Origin of the sequence: Actinoplanes aureus (assembly GCF_015704865.1) — a bacterium.
GTDB lineage: Bacteria > Actinomycetota > Actinomycetes > Mycobacteriales > Micromonosporaceae > Actinoplanes > Actinoplanes aureus.
This window is the reverse complement of record NZ_JADQTO010000012.1, coordinates 37,734-56,997: the sequence shown is the minus strand read 5'-3', so window position 1 is coordinate 56,997 and position 19,264 is coordinate 37,734. Positions and strand designations below refer to the sequence as shown.

Sequence of the window (19,264 nt, the reverse complement as noted above, 5' to 3'; positions counted from 1 at the left end):
TGCGATACATGATGGAAGTGGAAGCGCTGCGCGCGCTGGCCCATCCCCTCCGGATGCGGATCCTGGGATCGCTGCGGATCGACGGTCCGGCCACCTCGGCGATGCTGGCCCGGCGGCTGGCCACCGACTCCGGCCAGACCAGCCACCACCTGCGGCTGCTGAATCGGTACGGGTTCGTCCAGGACGCACCCGAGCTCGGCAAGGGCGCCCGCGGCCGGGAGCGCTGGTGGAAGGCGGTGCACGACACGACGACCTGGCCGGACAACCCGGACGACCTCGGCCCGGGCGGCGCCGACGTGGTGCTCGCCCTGGACCGGGCGGCCCGCCGGGTGTGGGACGAGGTGATCGAGTCGTACCGGGCGCAGGCGGCGCGGGGCGAGTGGAGCGCGGAGTGGCAGACCGCCGCGGGCTTCGGGGACTACGCGATCCGGGCGACGCCTGAGCGTCTGACAGCGCTGCGGGCTGAGCTGCGGCGGGTGATCAACGAGTACGACCTGGGCGAGCAAACCGGCGGCACGGAGACGGTGGCGGTCGTGGTGCAGGCGTATCCGTACCGGCCGGCGCGGTGACCAGCCTCTGGCGCAACCGCGAGTTCAACCTGCTGTGGACCGGCCAGTGCCTGTCCGAGCTGGGAAACGCCATCGCGTCGCTGGCCATCCCCCTGCTCGTCCTGACGGTCACCGGTTCGCCGGTGCAGGCCGGCCTGGTCGGCACGATCGCCCAGGTCACCCGGCTGGTGTGCCGGTTGCCGGCCGGGCTGCTGGTGGACCGGGTGGACCGCCGCCGGGCCATGCTCGCCTGCGACCTGCTCCAGCTCGCCGCGTTCGCCGGTCTGGGCGCCGCCGTGCTGGCCGGGCGGGTGCACCTTGCCGTGATCATCGCGGTCGCGGTGGTGGACGCGGCCGGCGGGACCCTTTTCGGTACGGCCGAGCACGCCGCCCTGCGCAGCATCGTCCCGATCCCCCGGCTGCCGGACGCGGTGGCCCGCAACGAGGCCCGCGGCTACGGCGTCTCGCTGGTCGGCCCGGCCGTCGGTGGCCTGCTGTTCGGTCTGGGAGCGGTGTGGCCGTTCGCCGCGAACGCGGTCTCCTACCTGGCGTCCATGGTGGGCGTGAGCCTGATCCGCAGGCCGCTGCAACAGCCTCGCGAGGGCGCCCCGGGCGGTTTGGCGGAAGGGCTGACCTTCGTCTTCGGCAACCCGTTCCTGCGGACCGTGCTGTTCATTGCCGCGCCGCTCAACTTCGCCGTCACCGGCACCATCTTCACGATCATCATCGCCCTTCAGGGGCACGGCGTGGCACCGGCCGTGATCGGGTTGACCGAGACCGTCATCGGTGCGGGTGGCCTGATCGGCGCCTTCGCCGCCCCGCTGCTAAGACGCCGGCTGCCGATGGCCGTTCTGACCCGGGCGATCTGCTGGGCGGCGACGGCGTGTTTCGTGGTCAGCGCGCTGCTCACGACGAGTGTCGCGGCGGCCGTACCGGTCGCGCTCACCCTGTTGCTCGCGCCGGCCTGCAACGCCGCGCTCTTCGGCTACCAGGCGGCGATCACGCCGGACCGGTTGCAGGGCCGCGTCGTCAGCGTGATCTTCCTGGTCGCGAACTCGGCGTCCGCCGCGGCGCCGCTGCTGGCCGGTCTGCTGGTGACGGCGTGGAGCGCGGGCGGCGCGATCCTGCTGTTCGCGGCGGCGGTCGCCGGTTCGGCGCTGGTCGCGACCTTCGGCCGGGGCCTGCGCGACACGCCGGGGCTGGTCAGCCCAGCGTCAGCGGGCGCAGCCCCTGATCGGCCAGCCGTATCGACTCCGCCGCGGTGACCGGCGCGCGCCCGGTGGCCTTGCGCAGCAGCGTGACCGGGTCCCAGCCGAGGGCGGCGACCGCGGTTCGCCAGTCCGGGCCGAAGAGCAGCGCTTGAAGTTCGCCGGCCGCGGCGGGGGTGAGCCACGGGTGCCGGTGCACGGCGTCGGCGACGTCGAGGCCGTGGACGGCCAGCTCTACCACCCGGGTGAGCAGGAAGTCGGACAGCAGCATCGCGTCGCCGTGCCGGGTGCGGACGATCCGGCCGGGCGGCTCGTGCCGGATCGCCGCGAGCACCTCGTCGACGGTGGCGGTGAGATCGTCGAGGGAGGCCGCGCGATCCTGCGCTACGCGTACCCGATCGGCGTTGGCGGCCCGGCTGAAGCGGTGGTCGGCGCGGTAGTAGGCGGTCGCGGTGGTGTCGGTCTGCTGCGGCGCAGCCGCGGCGACCATTTGGGGTACGCGTGACAGCACGGTCACCACATGCCCCACGACGTCGCGTACCCGCCACGGGACGCAGCGGGTCGGCTGCCCCCACTCCCCCGTGGTCAGCTGCCCGAGCGCGGTGGTGAAGGCCTCGGCCTCGGCGCGGAACGCCGCCTCGACGATCAACAGACGCTCCCGGCCAGGCGGTGGTCGTCCAGGTTGGTGACGATGCCGGCCGGGTCGCGCAGGCATACGCCGCGCAGGTTGTCCCCGTACGACGGCGGGCTGAGCCGGCGCAGCAGGATGCCCTCGCGCAGCGCCCACGGGCAGACCTCCACCCGGTCGACGCCGAGAGCCGCCATCGTGGTCTCGGCGATCACAGCACCGGCCAGCAGCTGCCGGGCCCGGCTGCGGGAGACCCCGGGCAGTTCGGCGCGTTGCTTCGGGGTCATCCGGGCCAGCCGTGGGATCCAGGTCCGCAGCTCACGCCGGTGCAGTACGCGTGACCCGGCCGGGTCGGACTCACCGGCGAAGCAGGCCAGCTGCTTGAACGTTTTGGACGTGGCGACCGTCTTGTGCGGGCGCGTCTCCCAGTCCAGCCGGCGCACGACCGGGGCGAGCACGCCGCGGACGTGCCGGCGCAGCCGCTTGACGTCCCGGCTCGTCGCCGGGTGCTCGGGCAGATGGCTGCGGGTGAGAAGCCCGGCGCCCAGCGGCAGGGACAGCGACACCGCCGGGTTCTCGTCGCGGCCCTGCACGATCTCCATCGAGCCGCCACCGATGTCCAGCAGCAGCAACGGGCCGGCGGCCCAGCCGAACCAGCGGTGCGCCGCGAGGTAGGTGAGCCGGCCCTCGTCCTCACCGCTGAGGAAGCCGACGTCGAGACCGGTCCCGGCCCGCAGCGCCGCCACGATGTCGTCCCGGTTCGCGGCGTCCCGGACGGCCGCGGTGGCGTACGGGATCAGCTCGTCCACCTGGTAGGCCCGTGCCGCCTCAACCACCGAGCAGACCGCGGCCACCAGGCGGTCCACGCCGGCCGGGGTGACCAGGCCGTCCGGCCGGATCGCCGGAGCCACCCTGGTCAGGCGTTTCTCCCGGTACACCGGTAGCGGTGGCGCCCCGGCACAGGCGTCGATCACCAGTAGCTGGGCCGCGTTCGATCCGATGTCCAATACCCCCATGCGCACGGGCGGCCGCCTACCCCGATCTACGCGCGGTATGCCCTCGTCCGAGGTGACAGACATCACCGCTTGAACCTTTCGGCCCTCCCGATGGGTTGACACATCGACGCAGGACGAGAGGGTGTGCATCGTGGCTGAGCCGGACGCCGACTTCGCGGCGTATTTCGCCGGGCGGGTGAGTTCCGTGCGCCGTCTCGCCTACGCGCTGTGCGGCGACTGGCATACCGCCGACGATCTCGTGCAGCTGACGTTCGTGAAGCTGTTCCCGCGATGGGCACGGGTGCGTGACGGGCAGATCGACGCGTATGTGCGGCGGATCCTGGTCAACACGTTCCTCTCGCACACCCGCAAGAGCCGCTGGGAGAAGGTGGTGGCCGACGTCCCGGACCGGCCCGCCCCGGAGGTGGAGCGGCACGAGGACCTCGGTCAGGCGCTGCGGCGGTTGCCTGCCCAGCAGCGTGCCGTCGTCGTGCTGCGGCATCTGGAGGACTTGTCGATCGCCGAGGTCGCCGAGCTGCTCCAGGTCGCCGAGGGCACCGTGAAGAGCCAGTCCGCCCGGGGCATCGCCGCGCTGCGAGCGGCGATGGACCTCACCGTGGGACCGAAGGAGACGCGACCGTGACCGATTCCACCGACATCCGGGACGCGCTGATCGCGTACACCGGGGACGAGCCACCGCTCACCTTCGCCTACGAGCACGTCCTCACCGCGGGCCGGCGTGCTCGCCGCCGTCGCCGGATCGCGGCGGCGGCCGGCGGGTCGCTCGTGTTCGTGGCGGTCACCGGTGTCTTCATGGCCGCGCTGCCACACGTCCGGGCCGACCCCGACGTCTCGGCGGGTGTGGCGCTCGACCCGGCACCGTTCTGCGCGGCTGCGGAGGCGGAGCCCAGCAGTCCGGCGGCGGTCGAGCACGCCGCGGCCCGGATCAGCTGCTATCTGCTCACGGCGGTGCCTCCGCTGTTGCCCGAGGCCGACTTCCAGCGCATACCCGGTTCCTCGGACGACGTCCTTCCGCTCCAGGCGTACCCGTCTCAGGAGACGCCACCGATCATCTCGGCGGACGCCCTCGTCAGCGACAGCAGGGGTTTCGGTGAGATCGGGTTCGGCCTTTATCCGGCCGCCGAGACCGTGGAGGAGGCCATCGCGAGCTGTGCCGGCTGCGATGTGCGGCAAGGTTCGCACGGGGAGACGATCCTCGTCCACGAGGCGGTGGAGGAGTCCCGGTTGCGGAGGATCGACGTGTGGGTGCACAAGGGCGACACGGTCGTCTTCGCCACCGCAACGAACGCTGTGCCGGACGCGACGCTCGACTCGGACAAACAGGAAATGGGGCGCCCGGAGCCGCCGCTGGACGAGGACCAGCTCGTCGAGCTGGCCACCGCCCCGGAGCTCACCCTCTTCCCCTGAGCGCGGCGATGCCGTTCAGCAGCAGGTCCAGGGCGGCGGGGTAGGCGCTGGTCACCATCTCGGCGGCCAGCAGCGGCGCGATCCCGGCGATGTGCGGATGGCTGCTGGCGGGCAGCCGGGCGTAGGTGGACCGCCACACCACCTCCTCGGCGCGCAGCGCGGCGTTCGGCAACGCGAGCGAGGCCGCGTCGAGGGCCGCGAAAGCCAGCGTCTGGTCGATGAAGGCGTGGTAGACGCGTACCGTCTCGGCGGCCGGCAGGCCGGCGGAGTGCAGCACGCCGAGGACCACCTCGTCGGCGGCGAGCTCGTTGGCGCGGCCGGTGACCCGGCTCGTGGTGAGCACGGCGGCCTGCGGATGGGCGATGTAGGCGGCGTGGATCCGCAGGCCGAGCGCCCGCAGATCGGCCCGCCACTCGCCACCCGGGACCCAGCCGTGCAGAGCCTGGCCGATCAGGGCGTCACCGATCGCCAGGATGATCTCGTCCATCCCCCGGAAGTACCGGTAGAGCGTGCTGGGATCGCAGTCCAGCGCCAGACCGAGCCGCCGTGCGGTGAGCCCGGCGCTGCCGTGCTCGCGCAGCAGCCGCAACGCCGCCTCGACGATGAGCCGCTCGGACAGGACCGTACCGCCGCGGGTCGGCCGGCGCCGTCGCCGCTTCTCCTCCGGAACCACCGTCTTCGGCATCCGCCGCCTCCTTATGCCAACGCCGTTGACCTTAGCGCACCTCGGGGCCTTTGATCGAGACCGGCATCAATCGAGAGGAGCCACCAACCATGCGCGTACTGCTGGTAGGAGCAGGCGGCGTCGGCACGGCGATCACCCGGATCGCGGCCCGGCGGCCGTTCTTCGACGAGATGGTGGTCGCCGACTACGACCTGGCCCGCGCCGAGGCGGCGGTCGCGGCCGTCGGCGACGACCGGTTCCGGGCCGAGCGGGTGGACGCGAGCGACCGCGCCGCCGTCACCGGCCTGCTCCGGCGGCACGGCTGCGACGTCCTGCTCAACGCCACCGACCCGCGGTTCGTGATGCCGCTGTTCGACGCCGCCGGCGCGGCCGGGGCCACCTACCTGGACATGGCGATGTCGCTGTCCCGGCCGCATCCGGCACTGCCGCACCAGGAATGCGGGGTCAAGCTGGGCGACGAGCAGTTCGCGCAGGCCGCCGAGTGGGAGCGGGCCGGGCGGCTCGCACTGGTCGGCATCGGCGTCGAGCCCGGCCTGTCGGACATCTTCGCCCGGTACGCGGCGGACGAGCTGTTCGACGAGATCGACGAGATCGGCGTCCGCGACGGGGCGAACCTCACCGTCGACGGCTACGAGTTCGCGCCGTCCTTCAACATCTGGACCACCATCGAGGAGTGCCTCAACCCGCCGGTGATCTACGAGCGCGGGCGCGGCTGGTTCACCACCGCCCCGTTCAGCGAACCCGAGGTGTTCGACTTCCCCGAGGGCATCGGGCCGGTCGAGTGCGTCAACGTCGAGCACGAAGAGGTGCTGCTCATCCCGCGCTGGGTGGACGCCCGCCGGGTCACGTTCAAATACGGACTCGGTGAGGAGTTCATCCGTACCCTCAAAACCCTCCACCAACTCGGCCTGGACCGCACGGAAGCGGTAAGCGTGCCCGGCGGAGCCGGGCCGGTGACGGTGTCACCGCGCGACGTGGTCGCGGCCAGCCTGCCGGACCCGGCCACGCTCGGCGCGCGCATGCGCGGCAAGACCTGCGCAGGGACATGGGTACGGGGTACGCGCGACGGCGCCGAACGAGAGGTCTACCTGTACCACGTCGTCGACAACGAGTGGTCGATGGCGGAGTACGGCAGCCAGGCCGTGGTCTGGCAGACCGCGATCAACCCGGTCGTCGCGCTCGAACTGCTCGCCACGGGCGCCTGGTCCGGAGTGGGCGTTCTCGGTCCCGAGGCCCTGCCGCCCCGCCCGTTCCTGGACCTGCTCACCGAGTACGGCTCACCGTGGGGCATGCGCGAGCAGACCAATTCCGCCCGATTGGCATCGGCTTCTCCCCCGGCTGCTGCGTAACGTCCGGCGGGTGACCACCGGATTCCTCGGCCTCGGCGTCATGGGACAGCCGATGGCGCTCAACCTGGCCCGCGCCGGCACCGACCTGATCGTCTGGAACCGCACCCCGGAACGTGCCGGCCCCCTGCGTTCCCATGGAGCCGCCGTCGCCGCCGACCCGGCGGAGGTCTTCGCGAAGGCCGAGACCGTGATCGTGATGCTGGCGAACGACAGCGTCATCGATCACGTGCTCGACCGGTGCGACGTCGCCGGCCGGACCGTGGTGCACATGGGCACCACGGCACCGGACTACTCGGCCGGGCTCGCCACACGGGTGCGGGCCGCCGGCGGGGCGTACGTCGAAGCTCCTGTCTCCGGCTCGCGCGGCCCCGCCGCGGCCGGCGAACTGGTCGTGATGCTGGCCGGCGAAGCGCCGGACGTGGAGCGGGTGGCGCCGCTGCTGCGCCCGATGTGCCGCGAGATCGTCCGGTGCGGCCAGGTGCCCGGCGCCCTGCGGATGAAGCTGGCGGTCAACACGTTCCTGATCAGCATGGTGACCGGCTTGGCCGAGGCGTTCCACTTCGCCGACCGGCACGGCCTTGACCGGGCCACCCTCCGGGCGGCGCTGGACGCCGGGCCGATGGCCAGCGCGGTGTCCCGGGTCAAGGGCGGCAAGCTGCTCGACCGGGACTTCGAGGTTCAGGCCGCGGTCCGCGACGTGCTGTACAACGCCGAACTGATCGTCCAGGCCGGTGTGGAGTCACCGCTGCTGGAGGTCTGCCGGCAGCTGTACGCGGAGACCGCCGAGGCCGGCTACGGCGGCGAGGACATGGCCGCGGTGGTCCGGGCCCTCGAGGCACGGTCTCGGTCGGCCCCTTCCGTTCTACGGGCCGAGCACCCGTTTGAGGGCCAGCAGTAGGACGGTGAGACCGGCCGCTGCCAGCACGACGACCGCGGCCAGCCGGCCGAGACTCCAGGGTGTGGGCTCGACGGACTCACCCGCCAGGACAGCACGCGACGACAAAGGCGGGCCTGACCATCCTTGGTCGACATATCGGCGAACCGGCCCGAGCAGGTAGCCGCGGGTCCGGTTCAGTGTCTCGTCGGTGAGCTCGGCGTCCAGGTCGTCGCAGACGACCCCTTCGGCCATGTGCATGACCCGGGTAGCTTCGTCGCGGGCTCCGCCCGGAACGGGTACGTACCGATAGGCGAGCGCGTAGGCGCCTTCTCCCGGCACGGTCAATACCCGGCGGTGCAGTGCGGTGCCGCGAGCCTGGTCGACCCGTGCCGCGTTCACCAGCAACCGCCGGATTCGCGGATCGCTCCCACCACGCCGCGCTAAGAAGTCCGGCGTCACGATGAGCCGGCTCTCCACGATCACGAAGGGCCACAACCGGGATGTCGCGACGATGGTCATGACAGCACCTCACCGAGCAGCGATCCGGGGTTCTTCTCCTCGAACTCAGCGAGGCGTACGGCGAAGCCTTGCAGCGCAAGCGTGATCGCCTCGCTCTCGGTTGCCACCGCCTGTCGTCGCCGTTGGTGCTCCTCCTGAATCTCACGCAGGCGTGCCCGGCTCCGGCTCTCCTGTTCGTCCAGAACGGCACCGAGCTGGTGCAGGAGTTCGCCGGCCAGCCCGGCGGTGGCGATCGACATCGCCGGCGACCCCCCGTTTTGCCGCCGCGTGGCCCAGCGGTCGAGCCGCTCAGCCAATGGCCCACGGGCCGAGCCGACGAAGGCTCGCGCGTGGGCGAGCAACGCCGCTCTGCGGTTGAGTTTCCGTTCCACGCCCTCGCCGGACGGGCCGGTGTCGGCGAGCAACTGTTCCCGCCGCCAACGGATCGTGTCCGGCAACAAGGCGGTGAAGGGGACGTCGAGGTTGTACGGCTGCACGGGCCGGCCGGGGACCTTGACGATCTCGCCGGTCTCCTCGTCCAATGCGGCGAACGGGCCGGTCACGCTGACCGGGATCACCCGAACCGGAGCGTCGCGGTCCTGGGCACGTCCGTCCAGGTGAGCGGCGAACGTGGGTTGCCGCGCGACCAGCCCGGCCACAGCGCCCAGAGTCACCGGAACGCCATCGACCATACGGCCGTCGAGCAGGTCCCATTTCGAGACGACGACGTGCAGCGGTGGACGACCGCCGGTTCCGGTCAGCCGCTGCTCCATCACCTGTAACTGGTCGGACAGGTAGTGCTCGAGCCACCCGGCCAGCTCGGGAGCGCCACGCAGCATTCGCAGCAGTTTGAGCCCGTCGATCATGAGGAGGTACGCGTCCGCGTGGTCACGGTAGCCGCGAAGCGCCCGCAGCTCCGGGTCGACCTCGATCTCCTCGTCCGTCATGCCGAGGCGGGCGTCCAGCGGATCCAGCATCTCGCCCGAGTAGTCCAGGTATTCGACCGACAACGGCCGGAACGTGCCGTGGCGGTTGGTGATCTGGCAGTCGAAGCGCCACGGTTCGGTCTGCCAATGAGTCGACGGCGGGAAGTTCTTGAGGAGGGGGTTCACCGCGTCCGCGTAGATCCGGTTCAGCTTCAGCCGGTCGACCTCTCCGGTCTGCAGGGTGAAGACCGATCCTGGGCCGCTCACCGACATTCCTCGGAAGAGCCCGGCAAGGTAAAGCGTCTTTCCGGCGCCGCGTTCGCCGAACACCATGACGCGCAAGGTGGTAGCACTCACTGTCTCGACCTCGATCACAGGTTGCGGAGTAGGAAACCCGACGCGCCGTTCACGCGCCTTCCTCTACCAGAGCTCCACCGCGGTACGTCAGGGTAGGGAAAACATCCCGCTGACTTCGGAAGCCGTCGTGGTTGATCGCAGAGCCGCCGAGCTGATCGACGTCGTGCGCGCTGAGCCGTACGAGGATTTGACAGCGCTGGCCAGGAGGACGCTGCCCTATCTCGTCGCGGCCTTGGGCCTGCGCGCGCACGGTGCCGTGCTGCACTGGGTACATCCGGCGACCCTGCAGGAGGGAGCCGTCGCTGAGCCCGTCGACTTCGACCGGGCCATGCACCGGGGCTTCGACGTCTACCAGCGGTTCAACCGGCAGCAACCGTTGCTCAAGTTCTGTCTGGACCACCCCGACGCAACGCCGGTGACCCTGTCGGAGTGCGGTCCCACTCGGGCCGAGTGGGAGCGAACAGAGCTGTATCAGGAGTACTTCCGTCCGATCGGCGTCAACGACCAGTTGGCGATCGTCACCGCCTCCGGCGGGGCCAACTCCACCGGAATCAGCATCTCCGGGCCGGAGCGCGGATGTTTCACGGAACAGGACTCGGCGCTGCTGCGTACCGTGCGGATCGAGTTCGCGATGGCGATGGAACGCGCCGAGCACCGCATGTTCCAGCGGCTGGCGGATGACTTCGAAGCCCAGCTCAAGACCTCGGAGCAGGTGGCCGTCATCGCCGTGGACCGGCTCGGGCTGGTACGGATGTGCAGCGGTGCGCTGTGGGATGCGGTCGATGAGGCGCTCGGGCCGATCACGCGTGGTGCACCCCTGCCTGTCCCACTGGCCACGGTGGCCCGCCATCTGGCGAGCCTGCCGGCGACCGCCCGCCGCCCGTACGCTCTCGCGTCGCCCTCCGGCGACGCCGCTTTCGTGGTCCTCTGGTTCGATCAAGGCCACGACGGCGAGGGTGTCCTGCGCATCGACCTCGCACACACCTACGACGAGCGCTGGAACCGACTTCAGCCGGACGAAGTGCGGCTGATGGATCTGTGGGCGAGTGGCCGGACCGCCGAGGCGATCAGCTTGGAACTCCGCATCTCCGCCAAGACGGTGCACAACAAGATCAACAAAATCTACACGAAGCTCGACGTCCCCAACCAGCGTGCCGCGATCCGGGAGTATTACGGACGGCGCCACCGCAAGGCACACACCTGACCCACGCCTGGAAGGCAACGCATGACTGCTCTCGATTCCCCGATCCCCCGCTTTCATCTCGCGATGCCGGTCGACGACCTGGCTGAGGCGCGCCGGTTCTACGGTGAGGTGCTCGGCCTCAAGCAGGGCCGCAGCTCCGACACCTGGGTCGACTGGAACCTGCACGGGCACCAGTTCGTCACACACCTCGCGCCGGAGCGCGCCGAGCGTGTCCACAACCCGGTCGACGGTCACGACGTACCGGTCCCGCATTTCGGCCTGATTCTGCCGGTGCCGGAGTTCCACGAGCTCGCCGGACGGCTGCGGGCGGCCGGCACCGAGTTCGTCATCGAGCCGTACCTGCGGTTCGAAGGTCAGATCGGTGAGCAGTGGACGATGTTCCTGCTCGACCCGGCCGGCAACGCCCTGGAATTCAAGGCCTTCGCCGACGACGCCCAGGTGTTCGCCACCTGAGCGAGTGCTGCTCGCCGGGCTCGGTCCGCTGCCGCCGGTCGGGCAGCCGGCGAGCCGACGTCCCCCATCGGTGAGCTGTCGGAATCCTGACGAGCCGGCGGCCACGGTCAGTCACCACGCCTACGCTCCGGGCGTGAGTGGGGAGAGCGGCCTGCGCGATTCCATGATCGGCGATCTGTGGGACCGGGTGACGGCCTATCGCCTCTCCGAGGATCCGCAACCGATTCTGGACGAGCGAGCGCTGGCGACGGTGACGCGGCTGGCCGACCTCGCCGTCGACGTACGGCCCGACGGCACCCATGTGGACGCCGAGGCGCTCGCCGTGGTGGTGGCTCTGCACATGGCCCGGGCGACGGCTCTCCCGGCGTCGACGCGGGGTCAGGATCTGCGCTGGGCCATACGCTTCCACGGGCTGCTGGCCGGGGCGGACGTCCTGCCCGCTCAGGTCCGGGCGGTGATCGAGCGGCACGCCGCCCAGGTCCCCGAGTACGGCTACCTCCACGACGACGGATACGCGATCCTGCACGACGCCGGTGACGACCGGGCCGCCGTCGACGAGGCCATCCATTTGCTTCAGCAGGCCGTCGAGGCGGCGCCCGCGGCGGAGCCGGAACGGCCGACGTTCCTCTCGCACCTCGCCACGGGTCATGAGCGCCGGTTCGATCTGACCGGAGCGGTAGCGGATCTCGATCGCGCGGTGCTGCTCCTGCGGGAGGCGGTGGCGTCGGTGCCGCCCGGCGGCGTTGATGCCCCCTGGCTCCTGGCCGGTCTCGGCCGGACGTTGCGGAACCGTTTCGCTGTCACGGCTCGCCCGGAGGACCTGGAGGAGGCGGTGACCCTGCTCCGCACGGCCGGGCAGACCGTGGACACCGGCTCCGTCGACTATCCGATGATCCTGTCGAACCTCGGTTCGGCGCTGCTCGTCCGGCACTCGATGTCGAAGCACGAGGCCGACGTCGAAGAGGCGGTGCCGGCGCTTCGCCGGGCGGTCGAGGTGACGCCGGCCGGCCATCCGAACCGGCACGTCCGCCTGTCGCGCCTCGGCGCGGCGCTTGTCACGAGATACGACCTCCGCGCCGAGGACAGCGACCTGGACGAGGCGATCACCTGTCTGCGGGAGGAGGCGGCGGACGGGCGGCCCGGCCTCGACTACGGCAACCTCGCCGCCGCTCTCTACCGCCGCTTCGTCCGGTCCGGCGACGCCGGCGATCTCGACGAGAGCATCCGGTTGTTCGAAGCGGCGCTGGCACGGTCCACAGCGGACGACCCACACCGCGGACATCGACGGAGTAGCCTCGCCACCGCGTTGCGCTCCCGGCACGCCATCCGCGGCGAGGACGCGGATCTGCGGCGCGCGGTGGCGATGCTGCGGAACGACTCGGTCCTGACCAGGACCCCGAGCACGGAGAAGAGGAGAGGACCAACAGTGGCGCAGGATATCGAGCTCACCGTGGAGAGTACGTCGGAACTCGCGGCACTCGAGTTGCAGAACGGGGTCGACGAGCGGTCACCCGGTCACCCGATCGCCGTGCACCGCGAGGAACCCGGCCTCACACCCGGTACGGTTGGCGATCCCGGGCTGATCAGTGTGGTGCTCTCCTTCGCCTCGGACGCGATCCCCGCGGTAGCGGCCGTTCTCGCCGCATGGATCACAACCCGCCGCCAGGGTGTCACCCGCGCTCGCAAGGTGGTGGTGACCAAGCAGGGCACCGTGATCGCGGAGATCGAGATGGCGAAGCTCGAGAACGCTTCCGGCGACGAACTGACCCGCATGATCGACGATCTCCTGCGGGACGACGGCGGAGAGGCGCCCGAGGTGTGACCGGGTCTCGCAACTGGACCGACAGCACCACGAACGACATCTTCTACGACGGCCTGGACGCCGCCGGATATCTGCGCTGGCTCGGCGACCGCAGTCTCGGGGACCAGCATCTGCTGCCGCAGTTCCTGCACGAGTTCACCCATCACTGGTGCTTCCAGTCGCTGGTGGGCTCGACGCTGGCGCTGGCCGAGCTGCGGCTGACCACGCTCACCGCCGCCTATCCGGACGGACGCTCGATCTGGGCGCGGGACCTCCTCGGCCACCGGTATCTGTCCCACCTGATGCGGCCCCTGGGTGAGGGAATGGCTCAGCTCGCCGAGTTCGACCTGCGCCCGATGGGCGACGAATTCCATCCCGCGACGCCGTTGGGGGTTGCCAGCCTCTGCTTCTCGGTGACTCACGACCACATCTTCCGATCCACCATGATGCAGTTCCTGCGTAACTCGCCGGCCGTCCTGGAACGCAAGGCCTCGCTCTATCTGCGCCCGTTCGAGGTCAACGACGGCTACCTTCCGGGGTACATGGCGGTCAAGAACCTGGCGTTCTCCATGATCGGGCGCGGCGACAACGTGCCACTCGAGATGTTCCTGACCTACCTGCGCTCGTACTTCTGGGATGATCCGGCATACACCAAGATCCTCTTCTCCGGCGAGCTGGACGGCGCCAAGGTCGCCGCGGCCATCTCCCAGCGGTTCCGCGAACGGATGTTCACCCTGTTCACGGCGACCGACGTGCCCGAGCGCATCCGATCGTTCTGGGCGAGCTGGCAGCCACACGACCCGATGCTGTGTGCGGACGAGCTGGATGTCGTCCCCGCCGACTACGCCGAGGCGTACGAGCAGCTCGGCCTGTTCGAAAGGCACTACCTCCAGCTGCTGCGCCACGACCCCGAGGCGGTGGAGACGGCGACCGGATTGAGCGCCACGGCGCTGGCGGACCTGCTGCCGGACCTCGCCGTGACGCGGCGGTTCGCGCCCATCGCCACCACCGAGGTGGAGGTGAGCGGTAATGGAGACGTCGTAATGGGTATCCCGTTGCCGCCCGGCCGGCACCGATTGCGGGTGTTCACGCCGACGACGGGATCCGTACTCGCCCTGACCGCGGAGGACGCCGAGGGTGAGGTGCGGTTACTGCGGGTGTGGCACCTCGGCCCGGACGCCGAGGTGGACGAGGAGACCCTGCTCCACTATCCGCGGTGCGTGACGTCGTTGTCCGAGGTGATGCCCCGGTTGCGGGAGAGGTTCGTCGCCGGCGGCCTGCCCGTCGTCGACAGTCCTGCCCTCGAGGACTTCACCAAAGGGATCTACGACGACGCGCTCGACCTTTACACCATCGCGGCCGCCGCGCGGATTCCCGGCCACGACCGCATGACGGCCGCGCGGTCCATGCTGCGCGCCACCGGTCTGCGCGAGATATTCCGCAACGATGTCACCGCCATCCGGCTGGTCGCCGCGATGAGCCTGATCGGCGACCGGCTGGAGCTGATCCGTCCCGACCTGGCGGGATTCACGTACGGCCTGATCAGCCTCGCGCAGAGCTACTTTCTCCCCGACGAGGATCACGCGAGCCTGCAGCACCGCCTGGACCGGATAGTGGCCCGTGATCCGGACGCGCTGGTCCTGAAGGCGATCGAGGACGATCTCGTCATCTTCGTTTAGTACCCCAGCAGGAGACGTACCGATGAAGTGGGTCGTTAGGGTGCTGGTATCGCGTGGGGGGAGAGGGTTTTGCCGGTGGGAGCGGCCCTGGCCGCGATAGTGCTCGCGGCCGGCCCGGCGGCGGCCGCGCCGTCAGCGGCCGCGCCGTCAGCGGCCGCGCCGGTGTGCCGGATCGACGACGAGCGGCTGATCGAGATTTCTGGGCTGGTCGCCGACGGCAGCGGCTATGTGGTGGTGAATGACGGCGCGGACGATGCGGACGGGCGGCGGATCTTTTTTCTCAATCGGCGGTGTGCGGTGGCGCGGGCCGTGGCCTTCCCTTCTCGGCCGCGGGACACCGAGGATCTGGCGCGTGGGCCGGACGGCACGCTGTGGGTCGGTGATGTCGGGGACAACGGGGGCAGCCGGGAGACGGTCGCGTTGTGGCGGCTGAAGCCGGGTGCGGGTGCGCCGCGGTTGTATCGCATGAGCTACCCGGACGGGGCCCATGATGCGGAAGCCCTGGTCGTCTCGGGGGACGGCACGCCGATGGTGGTGACCAAGGATCCGATGACGGCCGGCATCTACGTTCCGGAGGGGAACCTTCGGGCCGGGAAGACCACGCCGATGCGGAAGGCCGGGGAGTTCGCGATCCCGGTGACCGGGACGAGCAATCCGTTCGGGCTGCCGGGGCGGCTGGTGATCACCGGCGGGGCGACCAGTGCGGACGGGCGGCGGGTGGTGTTGCGGACCTATGCGGACGCGTTCGAGTTCGACGTGAGCGGAGGCGATGTGGTGCGGGCCATCACCGAGGGCGAGCCCCGCGTGATCGCGCTGCCGGACGAGCCGCAGGGTGAGGCGATCGCGTACAGCGGGGACGGGACTGCCTTGCTCACCGTCTCCGAGGGCAGCGACCCGGAGATGATTCGCTATCCGATTCCCGGGAGGACCGCGGCGCCCTCGCCGCCGGCGTCGCTCGCGCCTGCCTCATCGCCGCCGGTGCCGCAGCCGGTCGCGGCGGCCGGCGGAACGACTGTTCCGTGGGGGGCGCTGGTGCTGGGTGCGGCTTTCGCCGCCGCGGCCGGGTTCCTTGGGATCGTCGTGGCCAGGCGCCGCCGCTCTCGCTGACGCCCAGAACCCGCGCCGGCCTGATGGCCGGCGCGGGTGCGGCGGGTGCGGCGGGTGCGGCCTACAGCTTGCTGAAGAAGGCCCGAACGTCGTTACTGAACAGCTCGGGCTGCTCGGCGGAGAGGAAGTTGCCACCCGCCGGGAGCTCGGTCCAGTGGGCGACCGGCGTGTCCCGCTCGGCGAACCGGCGGATGGTGATGTCGGTGACGCCGAGCGCGACACCGAGCGGGACCGTCGACTTCGGCTTCGGCGCCCACGCGGCCGGGTCGTGCGCCATCTCCCAGTAGAGGTTGGCCGAGGAGCCGGCCGTGCCGGTGAACCAGTACAGGCTGACGTTGGTGAGCAGCAGGTCCCGGTCGACGGCGTCGTCGGGCAGGTCGGCCGACGGGTCGGTCCACTCCTTGTACTTCTCGACGATCCAGGCGAGCTGGCCGGCCGGCGAGTCGTGCAGCCCGAAGGCCAGGGTCTGCGGCCGGGTGGACTGGATGACGTTGAAGCCCATCTTGTCGTCACGGAACTCCTGCAGGCGCCGCAGCCGGTCCTGCTCCGCCTCGGTCAGCTCGGCGAAGTCGGCAGGGTCGTCGGACGGGAACGTGATGTGCCCGTTGACGTGCACGCCGATCACCTTCTCCGGCGCCTGCCGTCCCATCTCGACGGCGATCGCGGCGCCACCGCCGGTGCCCTGCACGCCATAACGCTCGTAGCCGAGCCGGGCCATGATCTCGCGGAAGGCGGCGGCGGTCCGCGCCCCGTTCCAGCCCGGGGCGGTCAGCGGGCCGGAGAAGGCGACGCCCGGGTTGCTCATCAGGACCAGGTGGAAGTCGTCGCGCAGCTGCTCGACGACCGGCAGGTAGATCGCGAAGCTGGCCGGCCAGTCGTGGCTGATCAGCAGCGGGACGGCGGCCGGGTTGGTGGAGCGGACGTGCGCGAAGTGCACGGTCTGCCCGTCGACCTCGGTCACGAACTGGGGCAGCTCGTTGAGCCGTGCCTCGGCGGCGCGCCAGTCGAACTCGCCCGCCCAGTACTCCGCGAGGCCGCGCAGGTAGTCGACCGGAACGCCGCGCTGCCACCCCTGGCCGGGGATCTCCGGGGTCCAGCGGGTGCGGCCGAGGCGGTCACGCAGGTCCGCGACGTCGGCCTCGGGGATCTCGATGCGGAAGGAACGGATCTCGGTCATCGCCGGCTCCTCGTTTTCTCGCTCATCCGGAACGGAATGCTTCGTTCCGTTCAACAGTAACACGTTGGCGAGCGGAGCGGAATACTTCGTTCCGTTCCGCTAGGCTGATGGCCATGACCAGTCCGAAAGCCGGCCGCGCACGACAGGCGGAGCGCAACAACGTGACGATCCTGGCCGCTGCCCGGGAGGTTTTCCTGGCCGACCAGAGGGCGCCGATCTCGGCGGTCGCCGAGCGCGCCGGCGTCGGCATCAGCGCCCTCTACCGCCGCTACGCCGGCAAGGAGGATCTGCTGCGCACGCTCTGCCACGACGGGCTGCGGATCTTCATCGGCGAGGCGGAGGAGGCCGCCGCCGACCCCGACGACTGGGCCGCCTTCGAGAGGTTCATGCAGGGTGTCGTCGAGGCCGACGTGCACTCGCTTACCGTGCACCTGGCCGGCACGTTCACCCCGACCGAGGAGATGAGGGCCGACGCCGCCCGGGCGAACGAGCTGGCCATCGCCCTGTTCGAGCGGGCACACCCGCAGATGCGCGCGGAGGCCGTCCCGGCCGACGTCACCATGCTGCTGGAGATGTGCGCGGCCGTGCGCATCCCGGACCAGGCACGCACCGCGCAGCTGCGCCGGCGCTACCTGGCCGTCCTGCTCGACGGCCTGCGCGCCGGCGGTGCGCTGCCCGAGCCCGCACCCACCATCGCCGAGATCAACTGGCGCTGGTCCACCCCCAAACCCGAGACCGAATAACACGCTTTCGGTCCGGCTTTTTCGAGGTACGCGTGACCGGCCGTCCCGCCGAAGCCGCCCCGTCCCCGCTCCCCCAGCGCGAGCCGCCCGCCACGCGCGGCCCCAACGCGACCGCCGGGAAACAGCACGGGCGACGCGGGCGTCCGGTCCCGGCCGCCCCGCCGAAGCAGCCCCGTCCCCGCTCCCCAGGGCGAGCCGCGTGCCATGCGCGGCCGCACCGCCGGTCGCCGGCCTCCCGCGGAGGCGGCAAGCCGACCGAGACCGCCCGCACCCACCCGATACCGGCGTCAGCGGCGGCGGACCCAGGACGGCAAGCCGAGCGTGTCCGGCTCGATGAGCAGCGGCTCACCCACCCGCCGGTTCTCGCCCGCCGCCTCCTCGGCCTCCCGGACGATCCACTCGTACGCCTGCCAGGCCGAAGCCCGGCCCGGAACCGTGCGCGCCGCGATCGCACCGCTGACCGCGGCGGCCGCGAACGACGTGCCGCTCCACCGGGCGTACCCATTGAAGTTGCGCGATTGCCGGACCGGCTCCTGCGGGCCGTCGCCGTCCGGGTCTTCCCAGACCTGGGCCCGGCGGTCGAGGTAGGTGCTCTCCACGTCCTCGCCGGGGGCCAGCACGTCGATCCAGGAACCGAGCGGCGTGAACGACGCCGGCTCGCCGTCGCCTCGGGCGCTGGCGGCGCCGACCGCGACGACGTCGTTGAGCGCGGCCGGCCAGGCCGCCTTGCGTTCCTGGCCGTCGGTGAGGAAACCGTGGTTGCCGGCCGCGGCGACCACGACGATGTCCGGGTCGAGCCGGTCGATCGCGGTGGACAGCACCAGCGGCGGCATCCCGTCGTCGGTGTAGCTGACGAACGAGAGGTTGAGCACGTCCAGGCCTTCGCGTCCCAGCTGGACGATGCGCACCGCGGCCTCCCAGGAGTCGGCGACTCCCTGGTCGTCGAGCAGGGCGGTCACCGACAGGGTCGCGCCGGGTGCCTGCCGCAGCACCAGGCCGGCGATGAAGGTGGCGTGCCCGGCCTCGGCCGGTAGGCCGTCGGGGTAGGCGAGGCCGTTCTCCTGATCACCGACCCAGGCCCCGGCCAGGTAGTCGTGGCGGCGCAGGGCGGTGTCGACGAGGCCGACCCGGGCACCCCGGCCCGGTGTGGCTGCCCGCGCCTTGGCCCAGCCCGGTTCGTCGATCTTGCGGGGTGCACCGCCGCCGCCGTGCGACACCTCGCCGGCGCCGCTCACGCCGGGGCGGGCGTTGCGCATGCCGGGGATCCGGCCGACCGCGCGATTCTTACCCATGGTCGGCATCCAGCCGCCGTTGAGTGCGGCGAATCCGGCGCGCAGATCGGTGAGCACGCGGTCCAGTGGCGTCTCGGCCGCGGCGGCCGCCCGCCGGGCGTCCGGCTGGACGTGGCGGCGCCAGTCGGCGACATGGTCGGCGACCGCGCCGGGCTCCCGCAGCGAGATCCGGGCCAGCCCGAGATCGCCGTTGCGGTCGGCCATCTCGATCATCCGGCCGGCGCCGGCCTCCTGCATCACGCCGAGGACCAGCTTTTCGTGGGGCAGGGCCACCACCAGGTCGACCGGCTCTTGCGTCTTCACCAGGGC

The 19,264-nt window shown here is 71.0% G+C and carries 19 protein-coding genes; 12 read left to right on the top strand and 7 right to left on the bottom strand.

The features are described 5' to 3' along the window. Positions 1-8 precede the first annotated feature (8 nt). The gene (locus I4J89_RS24810; protein WP_196416461.1) at positions 9-569 is read left to right on the top strand and encodes a winged helix-turn-helix domain-containing protein; all 561 of its coding nucleotides are present in this window, start codon (positions 9-11) and stop codon (positions 567-569) included. After that, positions 566-1,813, top strand: a complete 1,248-nt coding sequence (locus tag I4J89_RS24805) for an MFS transporter (protein ID WP_196416460.1) — start codon at positions 566-568, stop codon at positions 1,811-1,813. The genes I4J89_RS24810 and I4J89_RS24805 overlap by 4 nt, the downstream gene beginning before the upstream one ends. On the opposite strand, the gene I4J89_RS24800 is transcribed toward I4J89_RS24805, so the two are convergent. Further along, positions 1,752-2,405, bottom strand: coding sequence for a maleylpyruvate isomerase N-terminal domain-containing protein (locus I4J89_RS24800; RefSeq protein ID WP_230859543.1), 654 nt, complete (start codon positions 2,403-2,405; stop codon positions 1,752-1,754). The two genes, I4J89_RS24805 and I4J89_RS24800, sit on opposite strands and share 62 nt — an antisense overlap. Next, the gene (locus I4J89_RS24795) at positions 2,402-3,406 is read right to left on the bottom strand and encodes a Ppx/GppA family phosphatase (RefSeq protein ID WP_196416458.1); all 1,005 of its coding nucleotides are present in this window, start codon (positions 3,404-3,406) and stop codon (positions 2,402-2,404) included. Before I4J89_RS24795 ends, I4J89_RS24800 begins: the two co-directional genes overlap by 4 nt. A gap of 124 nt (positions 3,407-3,530) precedes the next feature. Between I4J89_RS24795 and I4J89_RS24790 the strand changes: the two genes are divergently transcribed. Together I4J89_RS24790 and I4J89_RS24785 are read left to right on the top strand one after the other, a co-directional pair. Continuing rightward, positions 3,531-4,022, top strand: coding sequence for a SigE family RNA polymerase sigma factor (locus I4J89_RS24790; RefSeq protein ID WP_196416457.1), 492 nt, complete (start codon positions 3,531-3,533; stop codon positions 4,020-4,022). Further along, positions 4,019-4,807, top strand: a complete 789-nt coding sequence (locus I4J89_RS24785; protein ID WP_196416456.1) for a hypothetical protein — start codon at positions 4,019-4,021, stop codon at positions 4,805-4,807. The genes I4J89_RS24790 and I4J89_RS24785 overlap by 4 nt, the downstream gene beginning before the upstream one ends. Here I4J89_RS24785 and I4J89_RS24780 read toward each other — a convergent pair. Next, the gene (locus tag I4J89_RS24780; RefSeq protein ID WP_196416455.1) at positions 4,791-5,492 is read right to left on the bottom strand and encodes a TetR/AcrR family transcriptional regulator; all 702 of its coding nucleotides are present in this window, start codon (positions 5,490-5,492) and stop codon (positions 4,791-4,793) included. The genes I4J89_RS24785 and I4J89_RS24780 overlap by 17 nt on opposite strands. An 89-nt stretch (positions 5,493-5,581) precedes the next feature. Here I4J89_RS24780 and I4J89_RS24775 point away from each other — a divergent pair, with 89 nt between their 5' ends. Together I4J89_RS24775 and I4J89_RS24770 are read left to right on the top strand one after the other, a co-directional pair. Further along, positions 5,582-6,841, top strand: coding sequence for a saccharopine dehydrogenase family protein (locus I4J89_RS24775; protein WP_196416454.1), 1,260 nt, complete (start codon positions 5,582-5,584; stop codon positions 6,839-6,841). A 10-nt stretch (positions 6,842-6,851) separates the two neighbouring features. Next, entirely contained in the window at positions 6,852-7,739 is an 888-nt protein-coding gene (locus tag I4J89_RS24770; protein WP_196416453.1) for an NAD(P)-dependent oxidoreductase, read from the top strand. Here the strand turns inward: I4J89_RS24770 and I4J89_RS24765 are convergent. Next, on the bottom strand, positions 7,704-8,237 hold the full coding sequence (locus I4J89_RS24765) for a hypothetical protein (protein WP_196416452.1): 534 nt from the start codon (positions 8,235-8,237) through the stop codon (positions 7,704-7,706). The two genes, I4J89_RS24770 and I4J89_RS24765, sit on opposite strands and share 36 nt — an antisense overlap. Beyond that, the gene (locus I4J89_RS24760) at positions 8,234-9,499 is read right to left on the bottom strand and encodes a hypothetical protein (RefSeq protein ID WP_196416451.1); all 1,266 of its coding nucleotides are present in this window, start codon (positions 9,497-9,499) and stop codon (positions 8,234-8,236) included. Before I4J89_RS24760 ends, I4J89_RS24765 begins: the two co-directional genes overlap by 4 nt. Positions 9,500-9,626: 127 nt before the next feature. Between I4J89_RS24760 and I4J89_RS51590 the strand changes: the two genes are divergently transcribed. From I4J89_RS51590 to I4J89_RS24735, 5 genes are all read left to right on the top strand, one after another. Next, complete coding sequence (locus I4J89_RS51590) at positions 9,627-10,703, top strand: helix-turn-helix transcriptional regulator (protein ID WP_196416450.1); 1,077 nt, start codon at positions 9,627-9,629, stop codon at positions 10,701-10,703. Positions 10,704-10,724: 21 nt separating this feature from the next. Continuing rightward, positions 10,725-11,156, top strand: coding sequence for a VOC family protein (locus I4J89_RS24750; protein WP_196416449.1), 432 nt, complete (start codon positions 10,725-10,727; stop codon positions 11,154-11,156). 133 nt (positions 11,157-11,289) lie between these two features. Next, on the top strand, positions 11,290-12,978 hold the full coding sequence (locus I4J89_RS24745) for a tetratricopeptide repeat protein (protein ID WP_196416448.1): 1,689 nt from the start codon (positions 11,290-11,292) through the stop codon (positions 12,976-12,978). Continuing rightward, positions 12,975-14,636, top strand: coding sequence for a hypothetical protein (locus I4J89_RS24740; protein ID WP_196416447.1), 1,662 nt, complete (start codon positions 12,975-12,977; stop codon positions 14,634-14,636). The genes I4J89_RS24745 and I4J89_RS24740 overlap by 4 nt, the downstream gene beginning before the upstream one ends. A gap of 75 nt (positions 14,637-14,711) precedes the next feature. Then, on the top strand, positions 14,712-15,743 hold the full coding sequence (locus I4J89_RS24735; protein WP_196416446.1) for a hypothetical protein: 1,032 nt from the start codon (positions 14,712-14,714) through the stop codon (positions 15,741-15,743). 61 nt (positions 15,744-15,804) lie between these two features. Here the strand turns inward: I4J89_RS24735 and I4J89_RS24730 are convergent, their stop codons facing one another. Further along, complete coding sequence (locus I4J89_RS24730) at positions 15,805-16,920, bottom strand: epoxide hydrolase family protein (protein ID WP_196416445.1); 1,116 nt, start codon at positions 16,918-16,920, stop codon at positions 15,805-15,807. A 113-nt stretch (positions 16,921-17,033) separates the two neighbouring features. On the opposite strand from I4J89_RS24730, the gene I4J89_RS24725 reads away from it, so the two are divergent. After that, positions 17,034-17,663, top strand: coding sequence for a TetR/AcrR family transcriptional regulator (locus I4J89_RS24725; protein ID WP_196416444.1), 630 nt, complete (start codon positions 17,034-17,036; stop codon positions 17,661-17,663). Positions 17,664-17,950: 287 nt separating this feature from the next. Here the strand turns inward: I4J89_RS24725 and I4J89_RS24720 are convergent, their stop codons facing one another. Next, a complete protein-coding gene (locus I4J89_RS24720; protein ID WP_196416443.1) occupies positions 17,951-19,258 on the bottom strand; it encodes a S8 family peptidase in 1,308 nt (435 codons plus the stop codon). Positions 19,259-19,264: the final 6 nt, after the last annotated feature.